We start from the raw sequence: 23,689 nt of genomic DNA, 5'->3' as shown, positions 1-23,689 counted from the left end.
TCCCGGCGTCGGGGGCAGCCGGGTGTCGTTATCGAGTGACGATGCAGAGCGTGGCGGTCAAGTGTCAACGTTTACGCAGCAAAGTGGACGTTCCGAGTCAGAAGTCCGCACCATAAGGGGTTGGCAGAACCCTGTGGCGGGGGTCACGATGCAGCCATGCCCGATGCCGGAAGACCGAAGTCGCCGCTGACCCTGTCGGTGGCCGAGCGGACCGCGCTCAGCCAGCTCGCCGCGGCCCCGCGGACCAGTGCCGCGATGCGCCTGCGGGCGCGGATCGTGCTGGCCAGCGCGGAAGGCCGCTCGAACAAGGCCGTCGCGGACCTGCTCGAGGTCACCCCCGGGACGGTCGGCAAGTGGCGGCGGCGGTTCCTGCGGATGGGGATGGCCGGGCTCGACGACGGGATGCGCAGCGGCCGGCCGCGGATGGTCGACCGGGTCCAGCTCGGTGCGCTGGAGGGTGGATCGATGGCCGATTCCGGACACCGCGCGTCGACCCGCGAGCTCGCGGCGGCGTACGGCGTCTCGCAGTCGACGGTCGCGCGCCGCCGCCGGGAGGAGGTGCTGCACTTCCGGTCCGGGATCGTGGTCGGGTCGAGCCCCGCGGCGCCGCCGTTCTCGAGCGACCCGGAGCTGCTGTCGGACCGGGTGTACGAGGCGATCCGCGGCTGGATACTGTCCGGCGAGCTGGCGCCCGGGATGCGGGTGGTCGAGTCCGAGATCGCCCGGGTGCTCGGCACCAGCCAGACACCGGCGCGGGAGGCGGTACGGCGGCTCGCGCACGAGGGGCTGGTCACGTACCGGCCGCGGCTCGGGAACTTCGTCACGGAGATCTCGCAGGTCGAGGCGCGGGAGGCGCGCGAGGTCCGGGTGCTGCTCGAGTCCGCGGCCGCGCGGCGGGCGACCGGGCACGTACCGCCCGAGGAGCTCGACCTGCTCCGGATCGAGGTCCAGCGAATGAGCGAGGCCGCCGACCACCACGACATCGGCGCGTTCCGCGAGTCGGATCTGCGCTTCCACCGCCAGGTGCTCGCCACCAGCGGCAACTCGATGCTGCTCCGCGTCTGGCGCACGCTGGAGCCCGCCCTGTGGAGCCTGCAGGTCGTCTCGAACGCCATGTACGCCGGCGACTGGGGCCTGATGGCCCGCCGCCACGTAGACCTGATCGAAGTCCTCGGCGGCACCGACCCCGAAGACTCCGCCCGCCTCTTCGCCGCCCACGCCCGCGGCGAAAGCTCCATCACCAGACCAGCCGGCCACCATGATTGATGCACATGTGCATGTGTGGGAGCTCGGGCGGCGGGCGCTGCCATGGCTGCCGGTTGGGCATCTGCTCCGGCGCGACTTCACACTCGGCGACCTCGCCGGCGCAGCAGGCGGCCTGACGCCGGATGTGGTGCTGGTGCAGGCTGACGCCGATCCTCTTGAGGTTGGGGATTTGCTGGCGCTGGCTCGGCGGCACCCGGCTGTGGTTGGGGTTGTCGGGTGGTTCGATCTGTTGGAGTTTCCGGATCGGTTGCCGGATGATCCGCGGCTGGTGGGGGTGCGGAGTCCGCCGGTGGATCAGACCGATCCTGACCTGCTGACCGACCCCGCGCACGTGCGGGGTGTGCGAGCCGCCACCGACGCCGGTCTCGCGGTTGATCTGCTGCTGCGACCACCTGCTCTGATCGGCGCGGCCCGGCTGGCCTCGCTGGTGCCGGAGGCGCGGCTGGTGGTCGATCACCTCGGCAACCCGACCACCGCCACCCCGGAGTGGCGCGCCGGAATGCAGGCCCTCGCCGAGCACCCCACCGTGACCGTCAAACTCTCCGGCATCGCCCACCTGGCGACCGACGACCTGCGCGCACTGGTCGACGTCGCCCTCGAACTCTTCGGCAGTGAACGGCTGATGTTCGGCTCCGACTGGCCCGTGTGCACGCTGGCCCGTCCGCGCGCCGAGGTCCTGCGACGGACCACCGCTCTGCTGCCGTCCGCCACGCACAACGACGTGCTCCGTGGTACCGCCCAGCGCATCTACCGCCCCAGGGAGACCGCCCCATGACCGAATACACCCGACGCCAGGTACTCCGTACCACTGGCGCCGCGGCCGGCGCCGCGATCGTCGCCGGCTCGCTCACCGAAGCAGAATCCGCCACCGCCGCCCCGCCACCGGGCAGCGCCACCAACCCGCTGAAACTCTGGTACACCTCCCCCGCCACCGAATGGCTCCAGGCGCTTGCCATCGGCAACGGCCGGCTGGGCGCGATGGTGTACGGCGGGACCGCCACCGAGCAGCTGCAGCTGAACGAGGACTCGATCTGGGCCGGCGGCCCGCACGACTACGCCTACCAGGGAGGCAAAGACGTCCTCCCGGAGATCCGCCGGCTGATCGCGGAAGAGCAGTACCTCGACGCGCAGAACCTCGCCGACGCGCACTTCATGGGCCGACCGAGCGAGGAGATGCAGTACCAGCCGGTCGGCTACCTCAACCTCGCGTTCCCGGGCGTCGACGCTGCCGCCGTCACGGCGTACCGGCGGGAGCTCGACCTGACCACCGCGATCACCTCGGTGAGCTACGAGCACGCCGGGGTGCGGTACACCCGTGAGGTCTTCGTCAGCCATCCGGCGCAGGTGCTGGTGATGCGGCTGACCGCGAGCGAGCGTGGCGCGTTGACGTTCGACGCGACGTACAGCACCGAGCAGGCTGCCACGCCGGCGGCGTACGACAACCAGACGCTGGCGCTGAACGGGATCAGCGGCGACGCCGAAGGGCTGACCGGATCGGTCAAGTTCACCGCGCTGCTCCGCGCGTTCGCCGACGGCGGCAGGACGACGGTTGCCGACGGCAAGCTGTCGGTCGCCGGCGCGGACCAGGTGACGCTGCTGTTCTCGGTCGGAACCAGCTACCGCAACTGGCAGGACGTCGGCGCGGACCAGGTCGCCCGCGCGATCGCGCCGCTGACCGCGATCGGCCGCCCGGCGTACGGGAAGCTCCGGCACGAGCACGTCGACGACTACCAGCGGCTGTTCGGCCGGCTGGACCTCGACCTCGGTACGTCGGACTCGATCGCGCTGCCGACCGACCAGCGGATCACGGCGTTCCGCAACGGCGGCGACCCGCAACTGGCGGCGCTGTACTACCAGTTCGGGCGCTACCTGCTGATCTCCAGCTCGCGCGCACCGGGTCAGCCGGCAAACCTGCAGGGCATCTGGAGCTACAAGATGCTGCCCGAGTGGCAGTCGAAGTTCACGATCAACATCAACACCGAAATGAACTACTGGCCGGCCGGTCCCACGAACCTGGCCGAGTGCTGGGACCCGCTGTTCGAGATGATCAGCGAGCTCGCGGAGTCCGGCGCCCGGACCGCGGCGGCCATGTACGACGCTCCGGGCTGGGTTGCGCACCACAACACGGACGGCTGGCGCGGCAGTGCGGTCGTGGACTTCGCGTTCTACGGGCTGTGGCCGACCGGTGGTGCGTGGTTGTCGCTGCTGTTCTGGGAGCGGTTCGAGTACACGGGCGACCTGGAGATGCTGCGCAAGTACTACCCGGTGCTGCGGGGTTCGGTGGAGTACTTCCTCGACCAGCTGCAGACCGATGCGAAGACGGGATGGCTGGTGACCAGCCCGTCGCTGTCGCCCGAGGTGAAGCACCACGACTACGACGGTGACGGTGTCAGCCTGTGCGCCGGGCCGACGATGGACATGGAGATCCTGCGCGACCTGTTCTCGGTGTTCGGCCAGGCGGCCACCCTGCTCGGCAAGGACCAGTCGATGGCGGCTGCGGCCGCAGCGGCGCGGTCGAAGCTGGCACCGCTGCAGATCGGGTACCTCGGTCAGCTCCAGGAGTGGCTGATCGACTGGGAGGACGCCGCGCTGGAAACGAGCCGCCACGTCTCGCCCTTGTGGGCGGTGTTCCCGAGCGATCAGGTGACTCCACGCCGTACGCCGGAACTCGCCGACGCGGCCCGGAAGTTCCTGGAACTGCGTGGTCCGGCGGTCACGGCCGGCTGGTCGCTGGCGTGGAAGCTGAACATCCGGGCGCGACTGCTCGAGGCGGACAACGCGTACAAGCACCTGACCCAGCTGGTCGGTCCGGGCCGTACGGCGCCCAACATGTTCGACCTGCACCCGCCGTTCCAGATCGACGGCAACTTCGGCGGTGTCTCCGGGATCACCGAGATGATCATGCAGAGCCACTCCGGAGAGGTCGCGCTGCTGCCGTGTCTGCCGTCGGCGTTCCCGACGGGCAAGGTTCGCGGCCTTCGGGCGCGGGGCGGGTTCGAGCTGGAGTTCTCGTGGTCGGACGGGAAGTTGTCGAAGGCCACGATCCGTTCGCTGCTCGGGAACCGGCTGCGGCTGCGGACCGGGGTGATGGTGGACGTGAAGTCGTCCGCCGGTCCGGTGGCGTTCGCACGGCCGGAGGACGGTGTCGTCGAGTTCCGGACGCGTCCTGGCGTCGACTACTGGCTCGAGGTGCGCGCATGAGGCTCGCGTTGCCGTTGCTGGTGGTAGCACTGCTGGCTGCCGGTCTACCGGCCGCAGGTGCTCCCGTTGAGAAGCAGACGACTGCCTGGCACGACGGTGCGCTGCAGGCAGACACGGCCGGGCTGGTGTCCCGGTCTGACCTCGTCCAGGAAGGCCCCGCGTGGAAGCCGTACCAGGCGATGCCGTTGGGTAACGGCGTACTGGGTGCGGCTGTCTGGGCCGAGAAGGGGTACAGCGCGCAGCTGAACCGGGTAGACACGTTCCCGGACCTCAAGTCGGCAGGGCGACTCGTCGTACCCGGGCTGGACTCCCTGATGCGTGCTGACGACTACAGCGGGCGGCTGGCGCTGTACGACGGTCAGCTCGTCCAGCGCGGTGGTGGGATGACAGCGCGGTCGTATGTGCGTGCTGACGCCGACCAGTTCGTGCTGGAGGTTACGGGCGCGGATCCGTCCAAGCCGCAGACGGCTGACCTGAAGCTGTGGGCTGGTCGTACACCGGCCGTTAGTGCGGCTGGCGGAGTCGCTGCGTTGGCGGAGACGTTCCACGACGCCGCATCCGGGAGTATTACCGGCGCGGTTGCTGCGTTGACGGCGCATGCGCAGGGCGTGACGGCGTCCGTGGTGGATCCGCTCACGGTACGGCTGACGTTCCGGCCGAACGCGGACGGCAGCTACAAGCTCGTCGTCGGCGTGCCGTCGTACCGCGGCGGAGAGCTGCGTACGGCGGCCCGTAAGGCGGTCGTGGAGACGCCGAGCCGGCACCTCGACTGGTGGCACGCGTTCTGGGCGAAGGCCGCGCCGATGCGGATCACGTCGTCCGACGGCACCGGCGAGTACGTCGAGAACCTGCGAACGCTGCAGCTGTACACGATGGCCGCGTCGATGCGCGGCGACGTACCGAGCACGCACGGCGCCGTCGTACGGATGTTCTCGTCGGCGGAGGACCAGGCGGACTGGGCACAGGACTCGTACTGGCACTTCAACCTGCGCGAAATGGTGGCCGCCAACCGCGGCGCGGGCATTGCCGAGTTCAACGCGCCGTACTTCAAGTTCTACCTGGACCGCGCCGAGCTGATGCGCGAGTGGACCCGGACGCACTGGACCGGCGGCGAAGGGCTCTGTCTGCCGGAGTTCATGCGGTACGACGGGACGGGCGACGGCTGCGACAACAAGCAGGAACCCAGCTGGACGCGGCGCATCCTGACCAGCGGGCCGGAGCTGGTGAACAACATCTGGGAGCAGTACCGGTACACCGGCGACAAGGCCCTGCTGAACCAGAGCTACCCGTTGATGCGCGACGTGGCGCGGTTCTACCTGTCCGCAATGACGCCCGGCGCCGACGGCTACCTGCACCTGCAGCACGTGAACGCGCTGGAGGTCCAGTGGGACACCACGGACCCGGTGCCGGACCTGGCTGCCATGCGGGTCATCTTTCCCATGGTTGCCGACCTGGCGAGGTCACACGGCGACACTGCGCTGGCTGCACAGCTAAAGACTGCCGTTGGGAAGCTCCCGCCGTTCCGGACCGTCCAGCGCGGTGGTGAGGAGGTGCTGGCGTGGTCCGGTACCGACGAGGCCGCGCACAACACCCAGAACCCGGAGATGGAGGCGCTCTGGCCCTGGGGCGTGTTCGACGCGTCGTCGTCACTCATGCAGGCGACGTTCCGGCAGCGTGTTTACCCGCAGGACAAGGACTGGGGCATGGACAGCACGTGGGCCGCACGGCTCGGGCTGTCCGACCAGGTGAAGAGCCTGCTGCTGAAGGGGATCGCGGACTTCCAGATCTACCCGAACGGGTTCACGGTCCACCGCACCGGCCAGGAGCCCGTCCGCAACCACAGCTTCTACAACGAGTGGGGCGGCGTACTCAGCATGGGTCTGCAGGAGGCGCTCGTGCAGTCGTACGACGGCGTCGTGAAGGTCGCGCCGGCGTGGCCGAAGGACTGGGACGTGTCCGGCTCGGTACAGATCGAAGGCGGCCACCGGGTCAGCACCGAGGTCCATAACGGCGTACCGGACGTCGTAGGCATCCAGGCCGGCAGCCGCGACACGTTGAAGCTCCAGAACCCGTGGCCAGGTCAATCAGTCCGTGTGACCGACTCCCACGGCCATCAGCTCGTCACGACGTCAGCCGACACGGTGACCTTCATGGTCTCCCCCGACACGTCGTACACGGTCGAACGGACGGCGGTCCCGCTGTCCTCCTTCACCTACGCACCCCTGACCGGCCAACCAGCCGCAACCGTGAAAACCGTAGGTAACCGAGTCTTGGGCATCACCCGCAGCGAACCGCCGCTGCAAAGCGACCTGGTGTCGGTGGATGCCCCCGAGAAGCTCAACAACCTGGTGAAAGCACAGGTAGGCGCCCAAACGTACGTCGACCGCAGCTACACCGTCACCGCCCTACCACCAGAGCTGAACGGCCAGGCCCTCATCCAAGGCGCCAACGACGACTCCAAGGCCACAACTCCAACCGACTACCTCAAACTCACCCTCACCCGCCCAGCCACCGTCTACGTAGCCTTCGACCCCCGCGGCGAAAACGCCTGGTGGCCAAGCTGGCTCTCCGACTACACCCGCACCACCGAAACCCTGTCCACCACCGACCAAAACCTCATCCTCTTCAAACGCGACGTCCCCGCCGGCCAGCTGTCTCTCGGCCCCAACTCGGGCGTTGCAGGCAAGGGGAATTCCACCTACGTGACGTTTGTGGTACCACGCTAGGCATGTTCAACCACGCGCCTGACGGCTACGACTGCCCGTTCTGCCGACTAGCCGCAGGCGGCGAAGACGAACTCACGGCGCAGCACGACATCGTGCTGCGCCGTGAGCACGCCCTGGCCTTCGTAGCCTCCCGCTGGTGGCCGAACAACCAGGGCCACGTCCTGGTCGTCCCCACCACCCACCACGAGAACCTGTACGACCTCCCGCCCGAGGCCGGCCACGCCGTACACGACGTGGTCCGCGAGGTGGCCATCGCGATCCGCACCACCTACAACTGCCAAGGCATCTCCACCCGTCAACACAACGAACCAGCCGGCTACCAGGACGCGTGGCACTACCACGTCCACGTCTTCCCGAGATACCCCAACGACAACCTCTACAACACCCGCCACCTCCCGACGCCCGCGGCGTCGGCCGAACGCGAGCCGTACATCCAGCGCCTGCTCAGCTACTTCGCTCAGCGACAGGCTTCCTGGTAGTGGTCCCCACGACGTACGCGAGGAAGTCCCGGACGTCCGCCAGAGACTCCTCCAGGTTGTCGCTAGGTGAAACACCTCCGCCGCCTCCGCGCTGCCGCAGGCCCTCATGCGGGACACGGTGCCAACGGGCGTCGTACGTGGTGAGTGCTCAGCGGCCGGCTCGGGACTTGGCTGTCATCTCGCCCGTGGCGAGGAGATGGTGAAGCCGCGACTGGAGGCGAGGATGCAGCGGGTGAGAATCTCGTCGCGACCACGCGCGTCACGCGGCAGATCCGCGACGTCCGCATTGGCGAGGCCCTCCGCAGCCCGGCGCCAGGAGGTGTCGAGGTTGTCGACCGTGTACTCACGGAGCGCCTGCTCGCCCGTCCACACGAGCGCGCAGCCACCGCACGACCACCGCCATACAACCGACCACCGAACCCGAGCAGGGACCCCGCACCACCACCAGCGCGCAGCCCAGCACACCGACCCACTCCCACCACCCGCGCGCGGGCCTGGACACGGACACGGGCGCGGACACGGGCGCGGACACGGACACCGCACCAACCAGCGACTGCCGCACCACCGACGACCGACCACCGGACTCGAGCAGGGACACCCCACCACCAGCGCGCGACCCAGCACACCGACACCCTCCCACCACCGGCGCACGGGCACGGGCACCACCGGCTGCCGTACCACCCACGCGCGCACGGACATCGCACCACCACCCACCACCGAAACGGGCACGAGCGCGGGCACCGGCACCGGCACCGGCACCAACTTGCCGGGCACGGGCACCAGCACGGCACGGCACGGCACCAACCTCCCGGGCACGGGCACAGGCGCGGGCACAGGCGCGGGCACAGGTACACGGACACCGCACCAACCTCCTGGCACAGACGCCGCACCACTAGCGCAGAGGCACCGCACCACCGCCAGCGCGCAGAGGCAGCGGCGCGACCAGCGCGGGGGAACCGCACCACCGCTGACCACGGACGTCGTGCCACCGCTGGCATGCGGACGTCGCTCGGCCAGAGGCACGCGACTGGGCGGCATCTCGCTTCGGCGCCTGTGAGGTGGTCCGGTTGTCAGATCGTCGCGAAGGATGGTGGTCCGGTGTCCAGGTCGGTGGCTGTGCGGTTGCCCCATACGGCGAACCTGGCTGCCTCCGTGAGGGTCTGTTCGTCGGACTTCCACCGGCTGGCGCGTGCCGGGGTGGGCGAGGGGGCAGGTTGCGCGCGCTCGTTCAGCGGCTTGGCGGAACCGTTCGGCTGCCTGGCGGCATCGTTCGGCTGCCCGGCGCGTGGGTCTGCGGGTGGAGTGGTGGTTGTTCGGTTGGGTGCCGTTGGGGGTGGAGGGTCGGCCCAGCTCGGGCGGTCGACGTGGACGATGCCGTCGGCGATGCTGATGTTCCAGTGGCCGTTGTGGAGGTCGGTGTGATGCCGGCGGCAGAGCAGCACCAGGTTGTCGAGTTTCGTCGCGCCGCCGTCGATCCACGACATCAGGTGATGGGCGTCGCACATCACCGGCGGGGCTGCGCACACCACGCAACCGCGGTCGCGGGTGTTCAGGGCGCGGCGGATTCCCTTGGTGACGAGGCGTTCTCGGCGGCCGACGTCTAGCGGTTCGGATCTGGAGCCGAGGACCACGGGGATCACGTTCGCGTCGCAGGCCAGCCGCCGGATGGTCGCGGCGGAGAGTCCGGGGCCGTAGGCGGTCTGCCCGATCGCGTCGGCGGTTGCGGCTTGCAGGTCGCGCAGGTCGATCGTCACGGTGATGTTCGCCTTGGCCCCGAACCCAGGCACCACATCCACCGAACTCCCCCGCGACCCACCACCCACGCCGGTCAGCGCGCGTGGTGCGGCTGCGTCGACCACAACCTCCGCGGCCGCCGAGCTGGACGGGACAAACCCGCTGCACACGGTGGAAACCCCCGCGGCGGGAGATGCTAACAATGCGCCGGCCAATGGAGCGCTCGCCGGCGGAGTGGTCGCCGATGGGGTACTCGTCGGTGGGATGTTGGCCGGTGGGGTGCTGGCCGGTGGGGTGCTGGTCGGAGCGGGGGTCGCCGGTGGGGTACTCGCCGGCGCGGCGCTCGCCGGCGCGGTGGTCGCCGGTGGGGTGGTCGGGGTTGTTGGGGTTGGGGTTGTGGGGCGGGGGATGGTGGGAGAAGGGGCGCCCGCGTCGAGGGCTGTGGCGGCCAGGGTCAGGGTGGTGGACAGGGCGTCGGCCTGGCGCTTTTCGCGGGAGCGGGGGTCGAGGTCGCCGTCGGCGGTTTTGTGGGGACGGGCGCCGACGGTGATCAGCGCCTGGAACAGTTCGGCGTTCTCGTTGGCGAGGTAGCCCTTGAACTTCACTCCGCGGTCGACCGAGCAGAGGGTGAGGGACTCGCGGGCCGCGGCCTTGCGTTCCTCGGGCTCGGGGCCGTCGGTGTCGAGGATGTCGCGGGCCTGGATCGCCGCCTTGCGCAGTTGGGCGGGCGGCAGGTGCGTCAGGCGGGCCAACTGTTGCTCCGCGACCTCGAGGTCTGCCACAGGCACGGTGGACGGTGTCTTCTCGAGCTCGAGGACGATGGCCTCGGCTTGCGCAGGATGCAGCCTGCCTTCGTCGAGCTTCGAGGTGACGGCCTCGTACTTCGGCAGCGCGCGGGCGAGTTGCACATCCCGCCGCGCACGATGATGGTCGAGCCGGTACCGGTACTCGATGAACTGGACCGTGTCACGAGCCCCCACCCGCTCCGCGTACCCGATCTTGTCCAGGGCCGCGAGCAGTCGCAGCCGCTCGGTCCCCAGGCGGGCGCGGGCGGCGGCGTTCTCGTCGAGGGCATGCACGAGCTCCTGCTCGCTCATCACCTCGGGCGCCTTGTCCATGCAACAGACTCTAGCCACACCCTCCGACAGTTTCCAAAGCCGATTCCCCTGCAAAACAAGGGGTTTCAGTTATCCACAGATCTGCTTCCGACAGGTACGAAGGTGAACGAAAAGGTGTAGGGCGCGACGTCCAAGGCGTGCCGGGTCGGTGGGCCGCAGGAGGCTGAGCCCAGGCCGGACTGAGCCAGGTCGAGGTTTAGGTAGATGTGGTCGCGCGGGGTGAGGTCTGAGCGGTGGCGGGCGGTTTCCAGGTCTTCGGTGGTCCAGCGGCGGGCGGTCAGTTGGAAGTGTGGAGTGCCGGTGACGCGTAGGCCGTTGCCCTCAGCATCGGTCAGCTCGGCCCAGCGGACGTCCGTGCGGGCTCCGTTCTCCTGGGGCACGACGTACGGGGTCTGTAGCTCGTCCACCGTGTGCTGGTAGCGCCCGACGCGGGCGGCTGATCGACTGTCCGCGTAGGCCTCGCCTGGGCCGCCGCCGTACCACTGCGCGTTGTCCCACCCGGCCGGGAGCTGCAGCCGTACCCCGACACGTGGCCAACTGCTGCACCGAGGCGTGACGGCGGTGCCGGCCCATTCTCCTTCCGGCTGTACGTCAACCGTGAGGTGAAGGCCGTCGTCGGACGCGGTCCAGTGGTACGTCGCGCGGACGCCGACGCCAAGGCCCTCCGGGGCGACCCGGCTGCGGACTGCCAGGCCGTCGTCGACCACCTCGACCCCGTTGACGCGGTGCAGGAGCCGATCGAGGCCGGCGGCTCGCCACTCCTGCGTTACGCCGTTGCGCCCACCCTGGCCGTTGTCGTTGTCCGTCGGCGCCCGCCAGAGGTCCAGCCGCGGCCCGTCGACCTCCTGGCCGTACAGGCGAGTCAATCGTCCGGTATTACGGTCGAACTCACCGCCGCCCAGCCGCAGTACGTCGTCGGTCTGCACAACACGCAGGCTGGCGCCGACAGGAGCAGCCGTCGCCTCCTGCAGGACGAACTGCGACCAGGCGACCTCATGTCCGGCGTTAGCCCACGCGGTGTCCTTCGCCAGGACCGCCCGCACGGTCAGCACTTGCTCACCATCACCCGGGAAGGGCTCGATAGCCGGCAGCTGGAGTGAAGTACCAGGGGCGACGTCCGGGACCTCCAGCCGTCCGGAGTGCACCTCGAGCCCGTCGACGGTGACCGACCACAGGAACTCGAGGTCGTCGGTACCGGTGAAGGTCCGGTGGTTCTCGATCGTGAGTGGTGCCGTGATCCGGATCGGCTCCAGCACCTTCTTGTACTCCGCGAGTCCGGGCGACGGCGTCCGGTCCGGGAAGAGCAGCCCGTCGATGCAGAAGTTCGTCCCGTGCAGCCGCTCGCCGAAGTCCCCGCCGTACACGTGATCCGTTGCGCCAGGCAACAGCAGCCCGTGGTCGATCCACTCCCAGACGAACCCGCCCTGCAGCCGCGGGTAATGTTCCAGCACCCGCTGATAGTCGGCCAGCCCGCCCGGACCGTTGCCCATGGCATGCGCGTACTCCGCCAGCACGAACGGCAGCGCCCGCCGCCGCGCCTCCAGCGCCGGGTCGTCGGTGGTCACGTCCTCGGTACGCGTACCGATCGCCTCCAGGTCCTCCAACGGCGGATACATCAGGCTGTAGAAGTCCGAGAACTCGTACGTCCGGTCCCGTTCATAAAAGATCGCCCGCGACGGGTCCCGTTCCCGCGTCCACCCCGCCAGGTCGCCGAAGTTCCGGCCGCGGTCGCTCTCGTTGGCCAGCGACCAGATGACCACGCTCGGGTGGTTCTTGTCGCGTTCGACCATCCGCCGCATCCGGTCGAGCATCATCGGCGCCCAGGCCGGGTCGTCGGCGGGGTTGCCGCGCCAGTCGGTGTAGATGAATCCGTGGGTCTCGATGTCGCACTCGTCGATCACCCACAGCCCGAGCTCGTCGCACAGGTCCAGGAACGCCGGATGCGGCGGGTAGTGCGCGGTCCGGACGGCGTTGATGTTGTGCTGCTTCATCAGTACGAGGTCCTGCCGCATCGCCTCGACCGAGAGCGCCCGCCCGCGGCGCTCGTCGTGTTCGTGCCGGTTGACGCCGCGGAAGAACAGCGGACGCCCGTTCGCGGTGAACACGCCGTGCACCATCGCCACGGTCCGGAACCCGATCCGCAGCTCGACGGTCTCCCCCGGTACCTCGACCACCGCGTCGTACAGCCGCGGCGCCTCGGCCGACCACGGCTCGACGGCCACGAGCTTCACCGATTCCCCCGGTGCACAGACGATCCCCAGCTCCGGAACGCGCACCACGGCACCAGGCACCGTCTCGACGACAAGCGTCCCGCCCCCGGCGACATGGTCGTACGACGCGTGCACGAAGACGTCGTCGATCAACGGCCGCGCGAGCAGCGTGACGTCCCGGAAGATCCCGGGCAACCACCACATGTCCTGGTCTTCGAGGTACGACCCCGACGACCACTGGTGCACCCGGACGGCCAGCACGTTCCGCCCCGGCCGGAGCAGCGCACCGACGTCGAACTCGCTCGGCAGCCGGCTCCCCTTCGCCGTACCCGCCTCGACCCCGTTCACCCACACCTTGAACGCCGAGTCGACGCCCTCGAACCGCAGTACGGCGCCCTCAACCGGCCAGTCCTCGGGAAGGTCGAACCAGCGGACGTGGTCACCCGTCGGGTTCGCGTCCGGCGCGTACGGCGGGTCGATCGGGAACGGGAACGCCGTATTCGTGTACCGCGGCCGCTCGTGCCCCTGCAACACCCAATGCCCCGGGACCTCGATCGAACCCCAGTCGCCACCGACCGCCGGGACGCCCTCCGGAATACTGTCCCAGAGCTTGAAGTCCCACCGCCCGTTCAGGCTGATCCGCGGCCGCGACGACCGCAACCACGCCCGCGGCTCCCGGGCCCCGGTACTCGGCGTCAGATCCTCGAAGTACCTCATCGCGCCTCCTTGAGCACCCGGACGTCCCACGGCCCCAGCTCGATCCGCCCCAGTACCGCGGGCTCGACCGTCACCGGCGTACCGGACCAGTTGTGGACGAACCAGATCCGTTCGCCGGCCGCGTTCACCGCGGACATCGCGGTCACCGACGGCGCCCACAGCCGCGACTCCCCGAACAGCCCGGCCGCCAGGTCAGCGTCCGGCACCGTCCCGACGTACGTGATCCGGCCGCTCCCGCAGCGTTTCGTCGTGACGATCGGCCGTCGCTCGCCGCTCGGATGCCGGTACGTCGCCAGGACGTCGGCGTCGTCGACGTGCAGCGTCTCGGCCCACCGTGTGGCATGTCCGGCCAGCCCTTCCACCGCACACGCAACCTCAAGGTTCTCGAACTCCTGGTATGACAGTCCGGCGGCCTTCCGCAACGGCCCCGGCGCAACCTCGGCCCGCGGTCGCGCAAGCTCGTCCGCGTACCCGGTCCGCGGTCCCACGATCAGATGTCCGCCGTCGTGCGCATACGACACCAGCCGTTCCAGCACCGCATCGGACGCGATATAGAGGCCAGCGGCAACAACCACGGGCGCCGTCAACGCGAGCCGCTCCACAGGCACCACTCCGGGCCGCAACCCGGCGTCCACAACCCCGCCGTAGAACGCCTCCACCACCGTCCGGTACGACGCCTTGTCCGGCTGGCCCGCCGACGCCAACGGCGGCTGGAACTGCATCGCCCAGTCGCTCTCCTGCGACCACAGCACCGCGACGTCGACGTCCGGCGTCAGCTCGGTCACAGACGACCCGGCCGCCGCGAGCTCGGCTCCGATCGCCGCGACCTCGCGATAGATCCGCCCCGGCTCCAGCCCGTGCCCGAGGATCCCACCCCAGAACGTCTCCGCCCCGTGGTGGATCGAATGCCAGTGCCAGTACTCGACCATCCGGGCACCGCGGGACACCATCGCCCATGCCAGCTGCCGGAGCTGACCGGCGTACGGCGGCTTGTTCTGGTGCGAGCCGCCGATCGACGTCGCGTTGGTCTCGGTCACCAGGAACGGCGCACCGCGCGACCCGTATCCGCGATCCGCCGCCAGGAACAGGTCCGCGACCGACCGCCCGATCCACCCCGGCGCCAATCGTGACGGCACCACAGGTCGCGCGAGACCGTCCTGCACATCCACATAGATGTTGCCCGCCGCAACATCCAGCGCAGCGGTCAGCGGTACGTCGGCCACCGCCGGCCGGTCGTACGCCAGGCAGGTCGTCACGAACTGCCCGTCCCGCCGCAACGACCGGACGAGGTCCGCCTGCCAGCCGATGAACTCGGTCGTCCGGGCAGCCTGGAACCGGCGCCACGCCAGGTCGTACGACGGCGTGCTGTTCCCGTCCGGCAGCCACAGCTCCGACCAGTCGCTCAACCGGTGCGACCAGTACGTCAGCCCCCACGCCTCGTTCAGCGTCTCGACATCACCGTACTCGCCGCGCAACTCCGCCACGAACGCCTCGAAGACGGACGTGTTGTGCGCCAGCAGTACGCCGGGCTCGTTGTCCACCTGGTACCCGATCACCGCCGGGTGGTCCCGGTACCGCTCGACGATCCGCCGCACCACCCGCTCTGCGTGGAACCGGAACGCCGGCTGACCGTGGTCGATCTCCTGCCGGATCCCCCACGGCACCGGGACGCCCGTCCGCCGCTCGGCCGCGATCTCCGGGTGCGCCCGTTGCAGCCAGGGTGGCACGGCGTACGTCGGCGTCCCGAGGATGACGCCGAGGCCGCGGGCGGCCGCGCCGTCCAGCACCGGGCGGATCCATTCCAGGTCGAAGACGCCGTCCCGCGGCTCCCAGGTCGACCAGACCGACTCACCGACGCGGATCGCGGTGATGCCGGCGGCAACCATCAGGTCGAGGTCGACGGTGGTCCGGTCACCGACCGAACGGGGCAGGTATTCGGGGTAGTAGGCCGTCCCCAGCACGACATGTGGCGGCAGCATGCGCCAACCGTAGCTGACGGCATACGCCGCGTGCAATCGTTTGCATGCAGGGATTCAGACCCGGATGCGAACTCTCCGCCGGGCCGGGCCGGTGCTCGCCCGGACCACCAGCTCCGGCGCCAGCAGATCCGGCGGCGGCCAGTCGGCCCCACCGAGCCGCTTGCTCAGCTGGTCCCAGGCCAGCTCGCCCAGCCGCGCCCGCTCGTTGCGCAGCGACGTCAGCGGCGGCCGCGAGTACGACGCGATCGGGATGTCGTCGTACGACGCCACCGACAGCTCGGCCGGCACCTCGACGCCGTTGTCGTACAGCCAGCTCAGCAGGCCGATCCCGACCAGGTCGTTGAACGTGATCACCGCCGTCGCCCGGCTGTGCAGCACCGTCGGGCCCGCGTCGTACCCGTGGTTCCCGGACCAGCCGCCGTCGATCTCGTCCAGCGTCACGTCGAGCAAGCGCGCGGTCCGCCGCAGCGTCCGGCGGCGCTCGCCGTCCGACCAGGACGTCGCCGGGCCACCGACGTACAGCACGCGGCGATGACCGAGGGCGGTGAGGTGCTCGAGCAGCAGGCGGGACGCGGCCCGGTAGTCGATCGCGACAACGCCCGCATTCTTCACGTTGCGGTTGATCGACACCACCGGGACCGGCTGGGCGATCGCCTTCTCCAGACCCTGCCGGGTGAGGCGGGAGCTGAACAACACGAGCGCGCCGGAGTAGTCGACCAGCTCGTCGACCAGCCGCAGCTCTTCGGCCGGATCCTCGCCGCTCTCACCGATCAGCAGCCGGTACCCGCCGGACCGTGCGGCGCCGGTCAGGCCCTTCAGCACCTCCGAGAAGAACGGGTTCGTCAGGTCGGGCACCGTCACGCCGACCGTCAGCGGGCGGCCGAGCTTGAACTCCTGCGCCCGCTTGTCGGCGCGGTACCCGAGCTGGCCGGCCACCGCGCGGACGTGCGCGACCACCTCCGGCGAGATCAGGTCGGACCCGTTCAGCGCCCGCGACACCGTGGAGACCGAGGTACCGGCCTCGCGCGCGACGTCGATCAAACGAACCCGTTCCGCCACTTCGTACCCCTAAGAACCGCTGATCAAGACATTTCGAACCGTCACGTCGTCGGCGTACTGTACGACAGCTTCCGCCGTGACCTGGCCGAACCGGCTGTTGCTGACCACCACCGACCGGATGTGCTGTGTCTCCGCACCCACGATCCGGTACGCCCGCTCGGCCCGCGCCACCCGGACCCGGTCGAAACGGATGTCACGTACGTCGGGGTACAGCGACTGGTCGCCACCTCCCTGGTAGCTGAACGTGATCTCCAGAGGACGATACATCCAGGCCCGCGAATCCACGTCCCGGACATCGACATTGTGCACAGAGCCACCGCGCGTCGACGTGGATTTCACGCAGAGCAGCCATTGCAGGTACGCCTCGTCCGCCGCCGGGTCGGCCGGCGCGCGCAGCCGGCGCACGTACACGTCCTCGACACCGCCGCTCATCTCGCTACCGACAGCGACCGCGGCACCACCGCTGACGAACGTGCAGTCCTCGATGACGATGCCGCGCGACGGCAGCCCGAGCCGGCGGCCATCGGCGTCCCGGCCGGACTTGATCGCGATGCAGTCGTCGTGGGTACGGAAGGTGCAGTCGCGGATCAGTACGTCGGTGCAGGACTCCGGGTCGCAGCCGTCGCCGTTCGGGCCGAGGTTGTCGACCGTGACGCCCTGGACGGTGACGTTGCGGCACTCCAGCGGGTGGACGGTCCACATCGGGGAGTTCTTGATGGTCACCCCCTCGATCAGGACGTTCGTACAACGGAACGGCTGGACGAAGCTCGGGCGGAGGTAGTGCCCGTCGCCGAACACGCGCTGCTCGACGGGGACCTGCTCGTTGTTCATCCGTTCGAGCTCGGCCCAGTCGGCGCGCTGGTTCGGGAGTCCGGTGTGCCAGCCGTACTTGCCGCTGCCGATCAGGTACCACCAGTGCTCGTTGTCACCGGCGCCGTCGAGGACGCCCTTGCCGGTGATCGCGATGTCGGTCTGCCCTTCGGCGCGGATCAGCGGCGAGTAGTTGTACAGCTCGACGCTCTGCCACCGCGTCCGGACCACCGGAAGGTACGCCGCCGGATCCGTACTGAACCGCAACGTCGCCCCCTCCTCCAGATGCAGATCCACCCGGCTCAGCAACTCAACCGCCCCGGTCTCCCAGACCCCGGCCGGCACCACAACATGCCCACCCCCAGCCCGATGACACGCCTCGATCGCGGCTGCAATCCCCGCGGTAGCATCCTCGGGCGTCGCCCCGTACCGCGTAATCGGAAACCAGTCATCCCGGAACCGCGGCGCCCGAATCCGCCCCCGCACCGCAGCCTCCCCGCCCACCCATGCACCTGCGCGCCCACCACCGCCGGCGCCCTCCACCCCACCCGCGGCCCCGTCCACGCTCCCCGCGCCGCCCGCGGCGCCCTCCGCGCTCCCCGTTCCGCCCGCGGCGCCCTCCGCGCTCCCCGTTCCGCCCGCAGCGGCGCCGTTCGCGCCGGCACCTGCCGCGCCCACCCCCTCTCGCGTCACGCCGCCGCTGGCTCCGGTACCTACTCCTGCCGCGTCCGCCCCCCTCCCACCCCGCCGCCGAAGGCGGCGGTCCCCGTCGCGAAGCTGATGCTTGCGGCAACTAATCCGCCGACGCCGAGGCGGAGGAGCTGGCGGCGGGTGGTGGGGGTGCTCTCCTGACTATCGGACATTGCGCGACACCTCTCAGGGGGCGGTTGAGGTAAAGCTTTACCCGTAAGTATCCAAGAGATTCCGGGCCGGTCAAGAGTTCTCGTCCACCAGCCGTTGACACGCCAACGCTCTCCGGGCACGATCGGTTGCAATCGTTTGCATGCTAGGAGGTCGCGGATGTCCGCCCCACTTCGTCGACGTACCGTCCTGCTCGCCGGTGGCGCCCTCGCCGCCGGCGGATCTCTGCTCGGCGGCGGTACCGCCCCGGCCGCCGCCGGCCCTGCCCCGGACGCAGCCGCGGACGCCCAGATCGCGGCGATCCTGCGGCGGATCAGGCCGCCGCGCTTCCCGGACCGCTGGTACGACGTGACCGCATACGGCGCCGCCGGCGACGACGCCACCGATTGTACGGCGGCGATCCGCGCCGCGATCGAGGCGTGCCACCGCGCCGGCGGCGGGCACGTCGTCGTACCGGCCGGCGACTACCGTACCGGCGCGGTCCACCTGCTCAGCCGGGTGGACCTGCACCTCGAGAAGGGCGCGCGGCTCGCGTTCAGCCAGGACCCAGCGGCGTACCTCCCGGTCGTCGCGACGCGGTACGAGGGGACGGAATGCTACAACTACTCCGCCTTCGTGTACGCCTACGGTCAGCGGGACGTCGCGATCACCGGGCAGGGCGTCCTCGACGGCCGCGCCGACGCGACGCACTGGTGGGACTGGACCGGCGGCCCGCCGCCCAACGAAGGCCCGGACAAGACGCTGCTGATCCAGCTGGCCGCGGCCGGCGTGCCGGTCGAGGAGCGGGTGTTCGGCGAGGGCCACTACCTGCGCCCGAATCTCCTGCAGCTGAACCGCTGCGAGAACGTCCTCCTCGACGGCATCACCGTCAAGGACTCCCCGATGTGGAACATCCACCCGGTGCTGTGCCGCAACGTCACGATCCGCGGCGTCACCGTCGACAGCCCGAACGGGCCGAACAACGACGGCATCGACCCGGAGTCTTGTACCGACGTACTGATCGAGAACTGCACGATCTCCACCGGCGACGACTGCGTCGCGTTCAAGTCCGGGAAGGACGCGGACGGGCGCCGGGTGAACGTGCCGTCGCGGTACGCCGTCGTCCGGAACTGCGTGATGGCCGACGGCAACGGCGGCGTCACGGCCGGCAGCGAGACCAGTGGCGGGGTGATGGACATCTTCGTCCGGGACTGCACGATGAGCAGCCCGAACCTCGAACGGGCGATCCGGATCAAGAGCAACCCGGACCGCGGCGGCACGATCACGAACATCGACGTACGCCGGGTGCAGGTCGGCCAGGCCGCCGACTCGGTGATCGAGATCGTGCTGAACTACGCGAACGTGGTCACCGGGGCGTACCCGCCGGACGTGCACGGCATCACGATCAGCCAACTCACCGTCGCATCCGCCCCCCGCGCCCTGAACCTGATCGGCCTCACCGACGACCCGCTCCGCGACATCCACCTGCACCAGTGCCGCTTCGACGCGATCACCAAACCCAACGTGATCACCAACGTCGAAGACCTGCGCCTGTCCCAGGTCTGGATCAACGGCACCCGCGCAGACCAGTAGAGGAGCCTTCCATGATCACACGAAAGACCTTCCTGGGCCTGAGCGCCGGCGCCGCCCTGGTACCTGCTCTGGGAACCAGCGTCGCGCAAGCAACGCCTCTCGATCCCGGGCCAGGGTGGGGGCAGGCCGGTGACATTCTCGCCAATACCCGCCCCCCGCACTTCCGCGCGCGCGACTTCTCCGTCACCGCCTTCGGAGCGGTCCCCGATGGGACCACCCTGGCCACGGACGCGATCGCGAAAGCCATCGACGCGTGTCACGCCGCCGGTGGTGGGCGTGTCGTCGTACCGGCCGGCACTTTCCGCACCGGGGCGATCCACCTCAAGTCCAACGTCAACCTGTACGTCTCCCCCGGCGCGACCCTGCTCTTCAGCACCGACCCGAACGACTACCTCCCGGTCGTCCTCACCCGCTTCGAGGGCCAGGAGTGCATGAACTACTCCCCGCTCATCTACGGCCGCGACTGCGAGAACATCGCGGTCACCGGCTCGGGCACGCTGGACGGCGGCGCGACCTGGGACAACTGGTGGTCCTGGGTCACCCCGTCCGGCCCGGACGCCCAAGCGCTGACCCAGATGACGGAGGACGGCGTACCGGTCAAGGACCGCGTCTTCGGCGCCGGGCACCACCTGCGCGCCGCGTTCATCGAGACCCAGTCCTGCCGCAACGTCCTGATCGAAGGCGTCACGATCGTCCGCTCACCGTTCTGGGAGATCCACCCGGTGCTGTCCCGCAACATCACGATCCGCGGCGTGCACATCGACAGCCGCGGCCCGAACAACGACGGCATCGACCCGGAGAGCTCGCAGTACGTGCACATCCAGGACTGCACGCTGGACTGCGGCGACGACTGCATCGCGATCAAGTCCGGCAAGGGCGCCGACGGCCTGCGGATCGCGGTCCCGTCGGAGAACATCCTGATCGAGGACTGCACGCTGAACATCCGGTACGGCGCGATCACGATCGGCAGCGAGATGACCGGCGGCGTCCGGAACGTGTTCGTCCGCAACTGCACGGTCGGCAGCCCGAACCTGTACTTCGGCCTGTACATCAAGACGAACTCGGTCCGCGGGGGCTTCGCCGAGAACATCTACCTGCGCGACCTGGAGATCTCGAACCTGACGAAGGAAGTTGTCTCCTGCAACTTCTACCGCAGCGAGGGCGACACCGGCCCTCTCACCCCGCGGGTCCGCAACGTCGAGCTGCGCAACGTGAACGTCGGCCACGCCCGGAACGCGTTCTCGATCTTCGGCTACCCGCGCTCGCCGATCCAGGACTTCCGGCTGATCGACTGTACCTACACGAGCATCGACGCCGCGAGCTCGATCCAGGACACCGAGCTGACGTTCCGCAACTTCACCGTCAACGGTCAGCCGATCACGGATCCGGCGCAGCTGCTGTGACAGCCGACTGGGCGGACGCGAGCCGCATCAAGGCGACCGTCCGCCCTCCGAGTTTCCCCGCCGTCGACTTCCCGATCACGTCGTACGGCGCAACCCCCGCGAACGCCGGCCCCGGGATCGCCGCCGCGATCGACGCCTGCCACGCGTCCGGCGGCGGCCGCGTCGTCGTACCGCCCGGCCGCTGGCACACCACCGGCATCCGGCTGCTCTCGTACGTCGAACTGCACGTCAGCGCGGGCGCCACACTCCTGTTCAGCAGCGACCCGGCCGACTACCTCCCGCTGGTCGAGACGCGGTACGAGGGCCTCGAGGTCCGCAACCACGCCCCGATGATCTACGCGAACGGCTGCACCGACATCGCGATCACCGGCACCGGCACGCTCGACGGGCAGGGCTCGTGGGACACCTGGTGGCAGTGGTTCCACGAGTGCGACGAGGAGTTCAAGGTACTGCGGGAGCAGAGCTGGTACGGCGTACCGCTCGAGGAACGGGCCGTCGGCAACCGTCTGCGGTCGAGCTTCGTGCAGCCGTTCGACTGCGACAACGTGCTGATCGAGGGCGTGACCGTGGTCCGCTCGCCGTTCTGGCAGATCCATCCGGTGCTCTGCCGGAACGTGACGATCCGCGACCTGGTGCTCGACTCGCAGGGGCCGAACAACGACGGGATCGACCTGGAGTCCTGCCGTTCGGTGGTCGTCAGCGGGTGCGTGGTGGATGCCGGCGACGACTGCGTCGCGCTCAAGTCCGGGCGCGAGGCCGACGGGCTGCGGGTCGGCGTCCCGACCGAGGACGTGCTGATCGAGGACTGCAAGCTGCGGGTCAAGTACGGCGCGATCACGCTCGGCTCGGACCTGACCGGCGGGATCCGGAACGTCTACGTGCGGAACTGCCGGATCGACGGGCCGTACTTCGCGCTGTACATCAAGACCAACGCGGTCCGCGGCGGGTTCGTGGAGAACGTGTACCTGCGCGACGTCACGGTCTCCCGCGTCACGAAGGAAGTTGTCCAGTGCAACTTCTTCCGCGGCGAGGGCGAGGCCGGCCCGCTGACCCCGTCGGTCCGGAACGTCGAACTCCGCGGCATCACCGTCGAGAACGCCCGGAACGCGCTGCTGCTCCGCGGCTACCGGCACGCCCGGATCGAGGACTTCCGCCTGGTCGACTGCACGTTCACCGTCGCCCAGCCCAGCACCGTGCAACACACGGCGCTGAGCTTCGACAACGTCACCGTCAACGGCCACCCGATCCGGGACGTGCACCAGATCCGCTAGTGTCCTGAGTCGGACTTCCGACTCAGGACACTAGGGCAGATGCGCGCAGTGGACGTCGAGGTCCCAGAGGATGACGGACAGGGCGTACGGGCTGATCGCGTGCTGCTGGTGGGTGGCGTCCTCCAGCAGCTCCCAGTGGCCGTTCGACTCGTTGCTGATGGCATCGGTGCCGATGACGGCGATCCGCTGCCGGACGGCGGCCTCGTACGAGCGGTGGCCGACGCCGTTGAAGCAGCAGTCGTCGAACCGGTTCAGGATCTGCATCTGCCGGCGGTGCGGGCCGATCGACGCGAGCGCGTAGAAGTCCGGGAAGTCGGCCAGCCCGTAGAACCCGGGCTGCATGTCCAGCCGCTGCTCCCAGTCGCCCCGGGTCGGGCTCGGCTTTGGCGACCCGGGCCGGACGAAGAATGGCAGCGACCCGGCCGTCGGGTACGAGCGGGTGATCCGCGGGTCCAGCGCCGGGTACACAGTCGTCGCCCACCCGCCGCCGGACAGCCCGATCATCTGCACCGACGACGGACGGTACGTCGCCTGCACGTAGTTCATCGCGACCGACAACGGCGTCAGGAACAGCGCGAGCGGTGAATACGTATTCGACGCCCACTGCGGCAGGTCGTTGTGCGACGGCTGGAGCAGCTTGGCCGGATCGGCCGGGTCCTGCAGGGTTTTCGGGTTCCAGTGGTAGAACGGCATCGCGAACAGCAGAACGGTGTACCCGTGGTCGAGCAGCGCCTGCGTGACCGGCTGCATCGTCTCCGGCCCCTCGCCGTGCCCGTTGTGGTAGAACGCCACCCGCCGATGTGTCGACTGCGCCGGCTCGAGCAGATACACGGTGGATACGTATCCAAACTCCATCGGCACGTCGAGCTTGTCGTACCGCCGTACCCCGGTGAACGCGGGCAGCACCGTCGGCGTGCCGACGTCCCGCGTCACGGCCGGCAGTGCGGTCGGGAGTACTCCGGTGTCCTTCCACACCTGTGCGACCAGTTGCGGACGGAGCGCGTCCGCGTCCGCCGCGGTGTGGATCTTCATCAGGTCCTCGACGTCGACACCGACGACGACCTGCGGCAGCGTCTTGTAGATCGCGGCGTGCGCGGCCGCGATCTCCTGGTTCACCGGCGCGACGGGACGCGGCGCCGGATGCGGCTGCACTCCCCCGGCGGGCGCTCCCCCGGCCGGCGCTTCAGCGGCGCCGGCTGTGACGGGCCAGCCGGCCGCAGTACCGGCGGTGACGGCGAGCGCACCTCCGAGAAGGGCCCGGCGGTTGACGTTCTTCATTGTGG

The 23,689-nt window shown here is 69.4% G+C and carries 14 protein-coding genes; 8 read left to right on the top strand and 6 right to left on the bottom strand.

The genetic code is table 11. The features are described 5' to 3' along the window. Positions 1-156: 156 nt before the first annotated feature. From ACXJJ3_RS34890 to ACXJJ3_RS34870, 5 genes are read left to right on the top strand one after another with little or no spacing between them, the layout of a single operon-like run. Positions 157-1,266 (top strand): FCD domain-containing protein, encoded by a 1,110-nt coding sequence (locus ACXJJ3_RS34890; RefSeq protein WP_458166146.1) that lies wholly within the window; start codon positions 157-159, stop codon positions 1,264-1,266. Continuing rightward, complete coding sequence (locus ACXJJ3_RS34885; RefSeq protein WP_458166145.1) at positions 1,259-2,041, top strand: amidohydrolase family protein; 783 nt, start codon at positions 1,259-1,261, stop codon at positions 2,039-2,041. Before ACXJJ3_RS34890 ends, ACXJJ3_RS34885 begins: the two co-directional genes overlap by 8 nt. Continuing rightward, entirely contained in the window at positions 2,038-4,467 is a 2,430-nt protein-coding gene (locus ACXJJ3_RS34880) for a glycoside hydrolase family 95 protein (protein ID WP_458166144.1), read from the top strand. The genes ACXJJ3_RS34885 and ACXJJ3_RS34880 overlap by 4 nt, the downstream gene beginning before the upstream one ends. Next, entirely contained in the window at positions 4,464-7,193 is a 2,730-nt protein-coding gene (locus ACXJJ3_RS34875; protein ID WP_458166143.1) for a glycosyl hydrolase family 95 catalytic domain-containing protein, read from the top strand. The genes ACXJJ3_RS34880 and ACXJJ3_RS34875 overlap by 4 nt, the downstream gene beginning before the upstream one ends. 2 nt (positions 7,194-7,195) lie before the next feature. Further along, positions 7,196-7,672 (top strand): HIT family protein, encoded by a 477-nt coding sequence (locus ACXJJ3_RS34870; protein ID WP_458166142.1) that lies wholly within the window; start codon positions 7,196-7,198, stop codon positions 7,670-7,672. A gap of 1,070 nt (positions 7,673-8,742) precedes the next feature. Here the strand turns inward: ACXJJ3_RS34870 and ACXJJ3_RS34865 are convergent. From ACXJJ3_RS34865 to ACXJJ3_RS34845, 5 genes are all read right to left on the bottom strand, one after another. Next, positions 8,743-10,524, bottom strand: a complete 1,782-nt coding sequence (locus ACXJJ3_RS34865; RefSeq protein WP_458166141.1) for a DUF222 domain-containing protein — start codon at positions 10,522-10,524, stop codon at positions 8,743-8,745. A 65-nt stretch (positions 10,525-10,589) separates the two neighbouring features. Continuing rightward, positions 10,590-13,451 (bottom strand): glycoside hydrolase family 2 TIM barrel-domain containing protein, encoded by a 2,862-nt coding sequence (locus ACXJJ3_RS34860; RefSeq protein ID WP_458166140.1) that lies wholly within the window; start codon positions 13,449-13,451, stop codon positions 10,590-10,592. Next, positions 13,448-15,430, bottom strand: coding sequence for a beta-galactosidase (locus ACXJJ3_RS34855; protein ID WP_458166139.1), 1,983 nt, complete (start codon positions 15,428-15,430; stop codon positions 13,448-13,450). Before ACXJJ3_RS34855 ends, ACXJJ3_RS34860 begins: the two co-directional genes overlap by 4 nt. 54 nt (positions 15,431-15,484) lie before the next feature. Continuing rightward, positions 15,485-16,489 (bottom strand): LacI family DNA-binding transcriptional regulator, encoded by a 1,005-nt coding sequence (locus ACXJJ3_RS34850; RefSeq protein WP_458166138.1) that lies wholly within the window; start codon positions 16,487-16,489, stop codon positions 15,485-15,487. Between the two features lie 9 nt (positions 16,490-16,498). After that, a complete protein-coding gene (locus tag ACXJJ3_RS34845; RefSeq protein ID WP_458166137.1) occupies positions 16,499-17,647 on the bottom strand; it encodes a glycoside hydrolase family 28 protein in 1,149 nt (382 codons plus the stop codon). Positions 17,648-18,319: 672 nt separating this feature from the next. Between ACXJJ3_RS34845 and ACXJJ3_RS34840 the strand changes: the two genes are divergently transcribed. The 3 genes from ACXJJ3_RS34840 to ACXJJ3_RS34830 are packed head-to-tail and all read left to right on the top strand — an operon-like array spanning position 18,320 to position 22,406. Continuing rightward, positions 18,320-19,732 (top strand): glycoside hydrolase family 28 protein, encoded by a 1,413-nt coding sequence (locus ACXJJ3_RS34840; RefSeq protein WP_458166136.1) that lies wholly within the window; start codon positions 18,320-18,322, stop codon positions 19,730-19,732. An 11-nt stretch (positions 19,733-19,743) separates the two neighbouring features. Next, the gene (locus tag ACXJJ3_RS34835; protein WP_458166135.1) at positions 19,744-21,135 is read left to right on the top strand and encodes a glycoside hydrolase family 28 protein; all 1,392 of its coding nucleotides are present in this window, start codon (positions 19,744-19,746) and stop codon (positions 21,133-21,135) included. Beyond that, entirely contained in the window at positions 21,132-22,406 is a 1,275-nt protein-coding gene (locus tag ACXJJ3_RS34830; protein ID WP_458166134.1) for a glycoside hydrolase family 28 protein, read from the top strand. Before ACXJJ3_RS34835 ends, ACXJJ3_RS34830 begins: the two co-directional genes overlap by 4 nt. A gap of 30 nt (positions 22,407-22,436) precedes the next feature. Here ACXJJ3_RS34830 and ACXJJ3_RS34825 read toward each other — a convergent pair whose 3' ends face one another. After that, positions 22,437-23,684, bottom strand: coding sequence for a hypothetical protein (locus ACXJJ3_RS34825; protein WP_458166133.1), 1,248 nt, complete (start codon positions 23,682-23,684; stop codon positions 22,437-22,439). Between the last annotated feature and the right edge of the window lie 5 nt (positions 23,685-23,689).

The sequence above is a fragment of the Kribbella sp. WER1 genome (assembly GCF_054189145.1).
The sequence above is the reverse complement of the archived record's forward strand: the minus strand, read 5'-3'. Positions and strand labels throughout refer to the sequence as shown.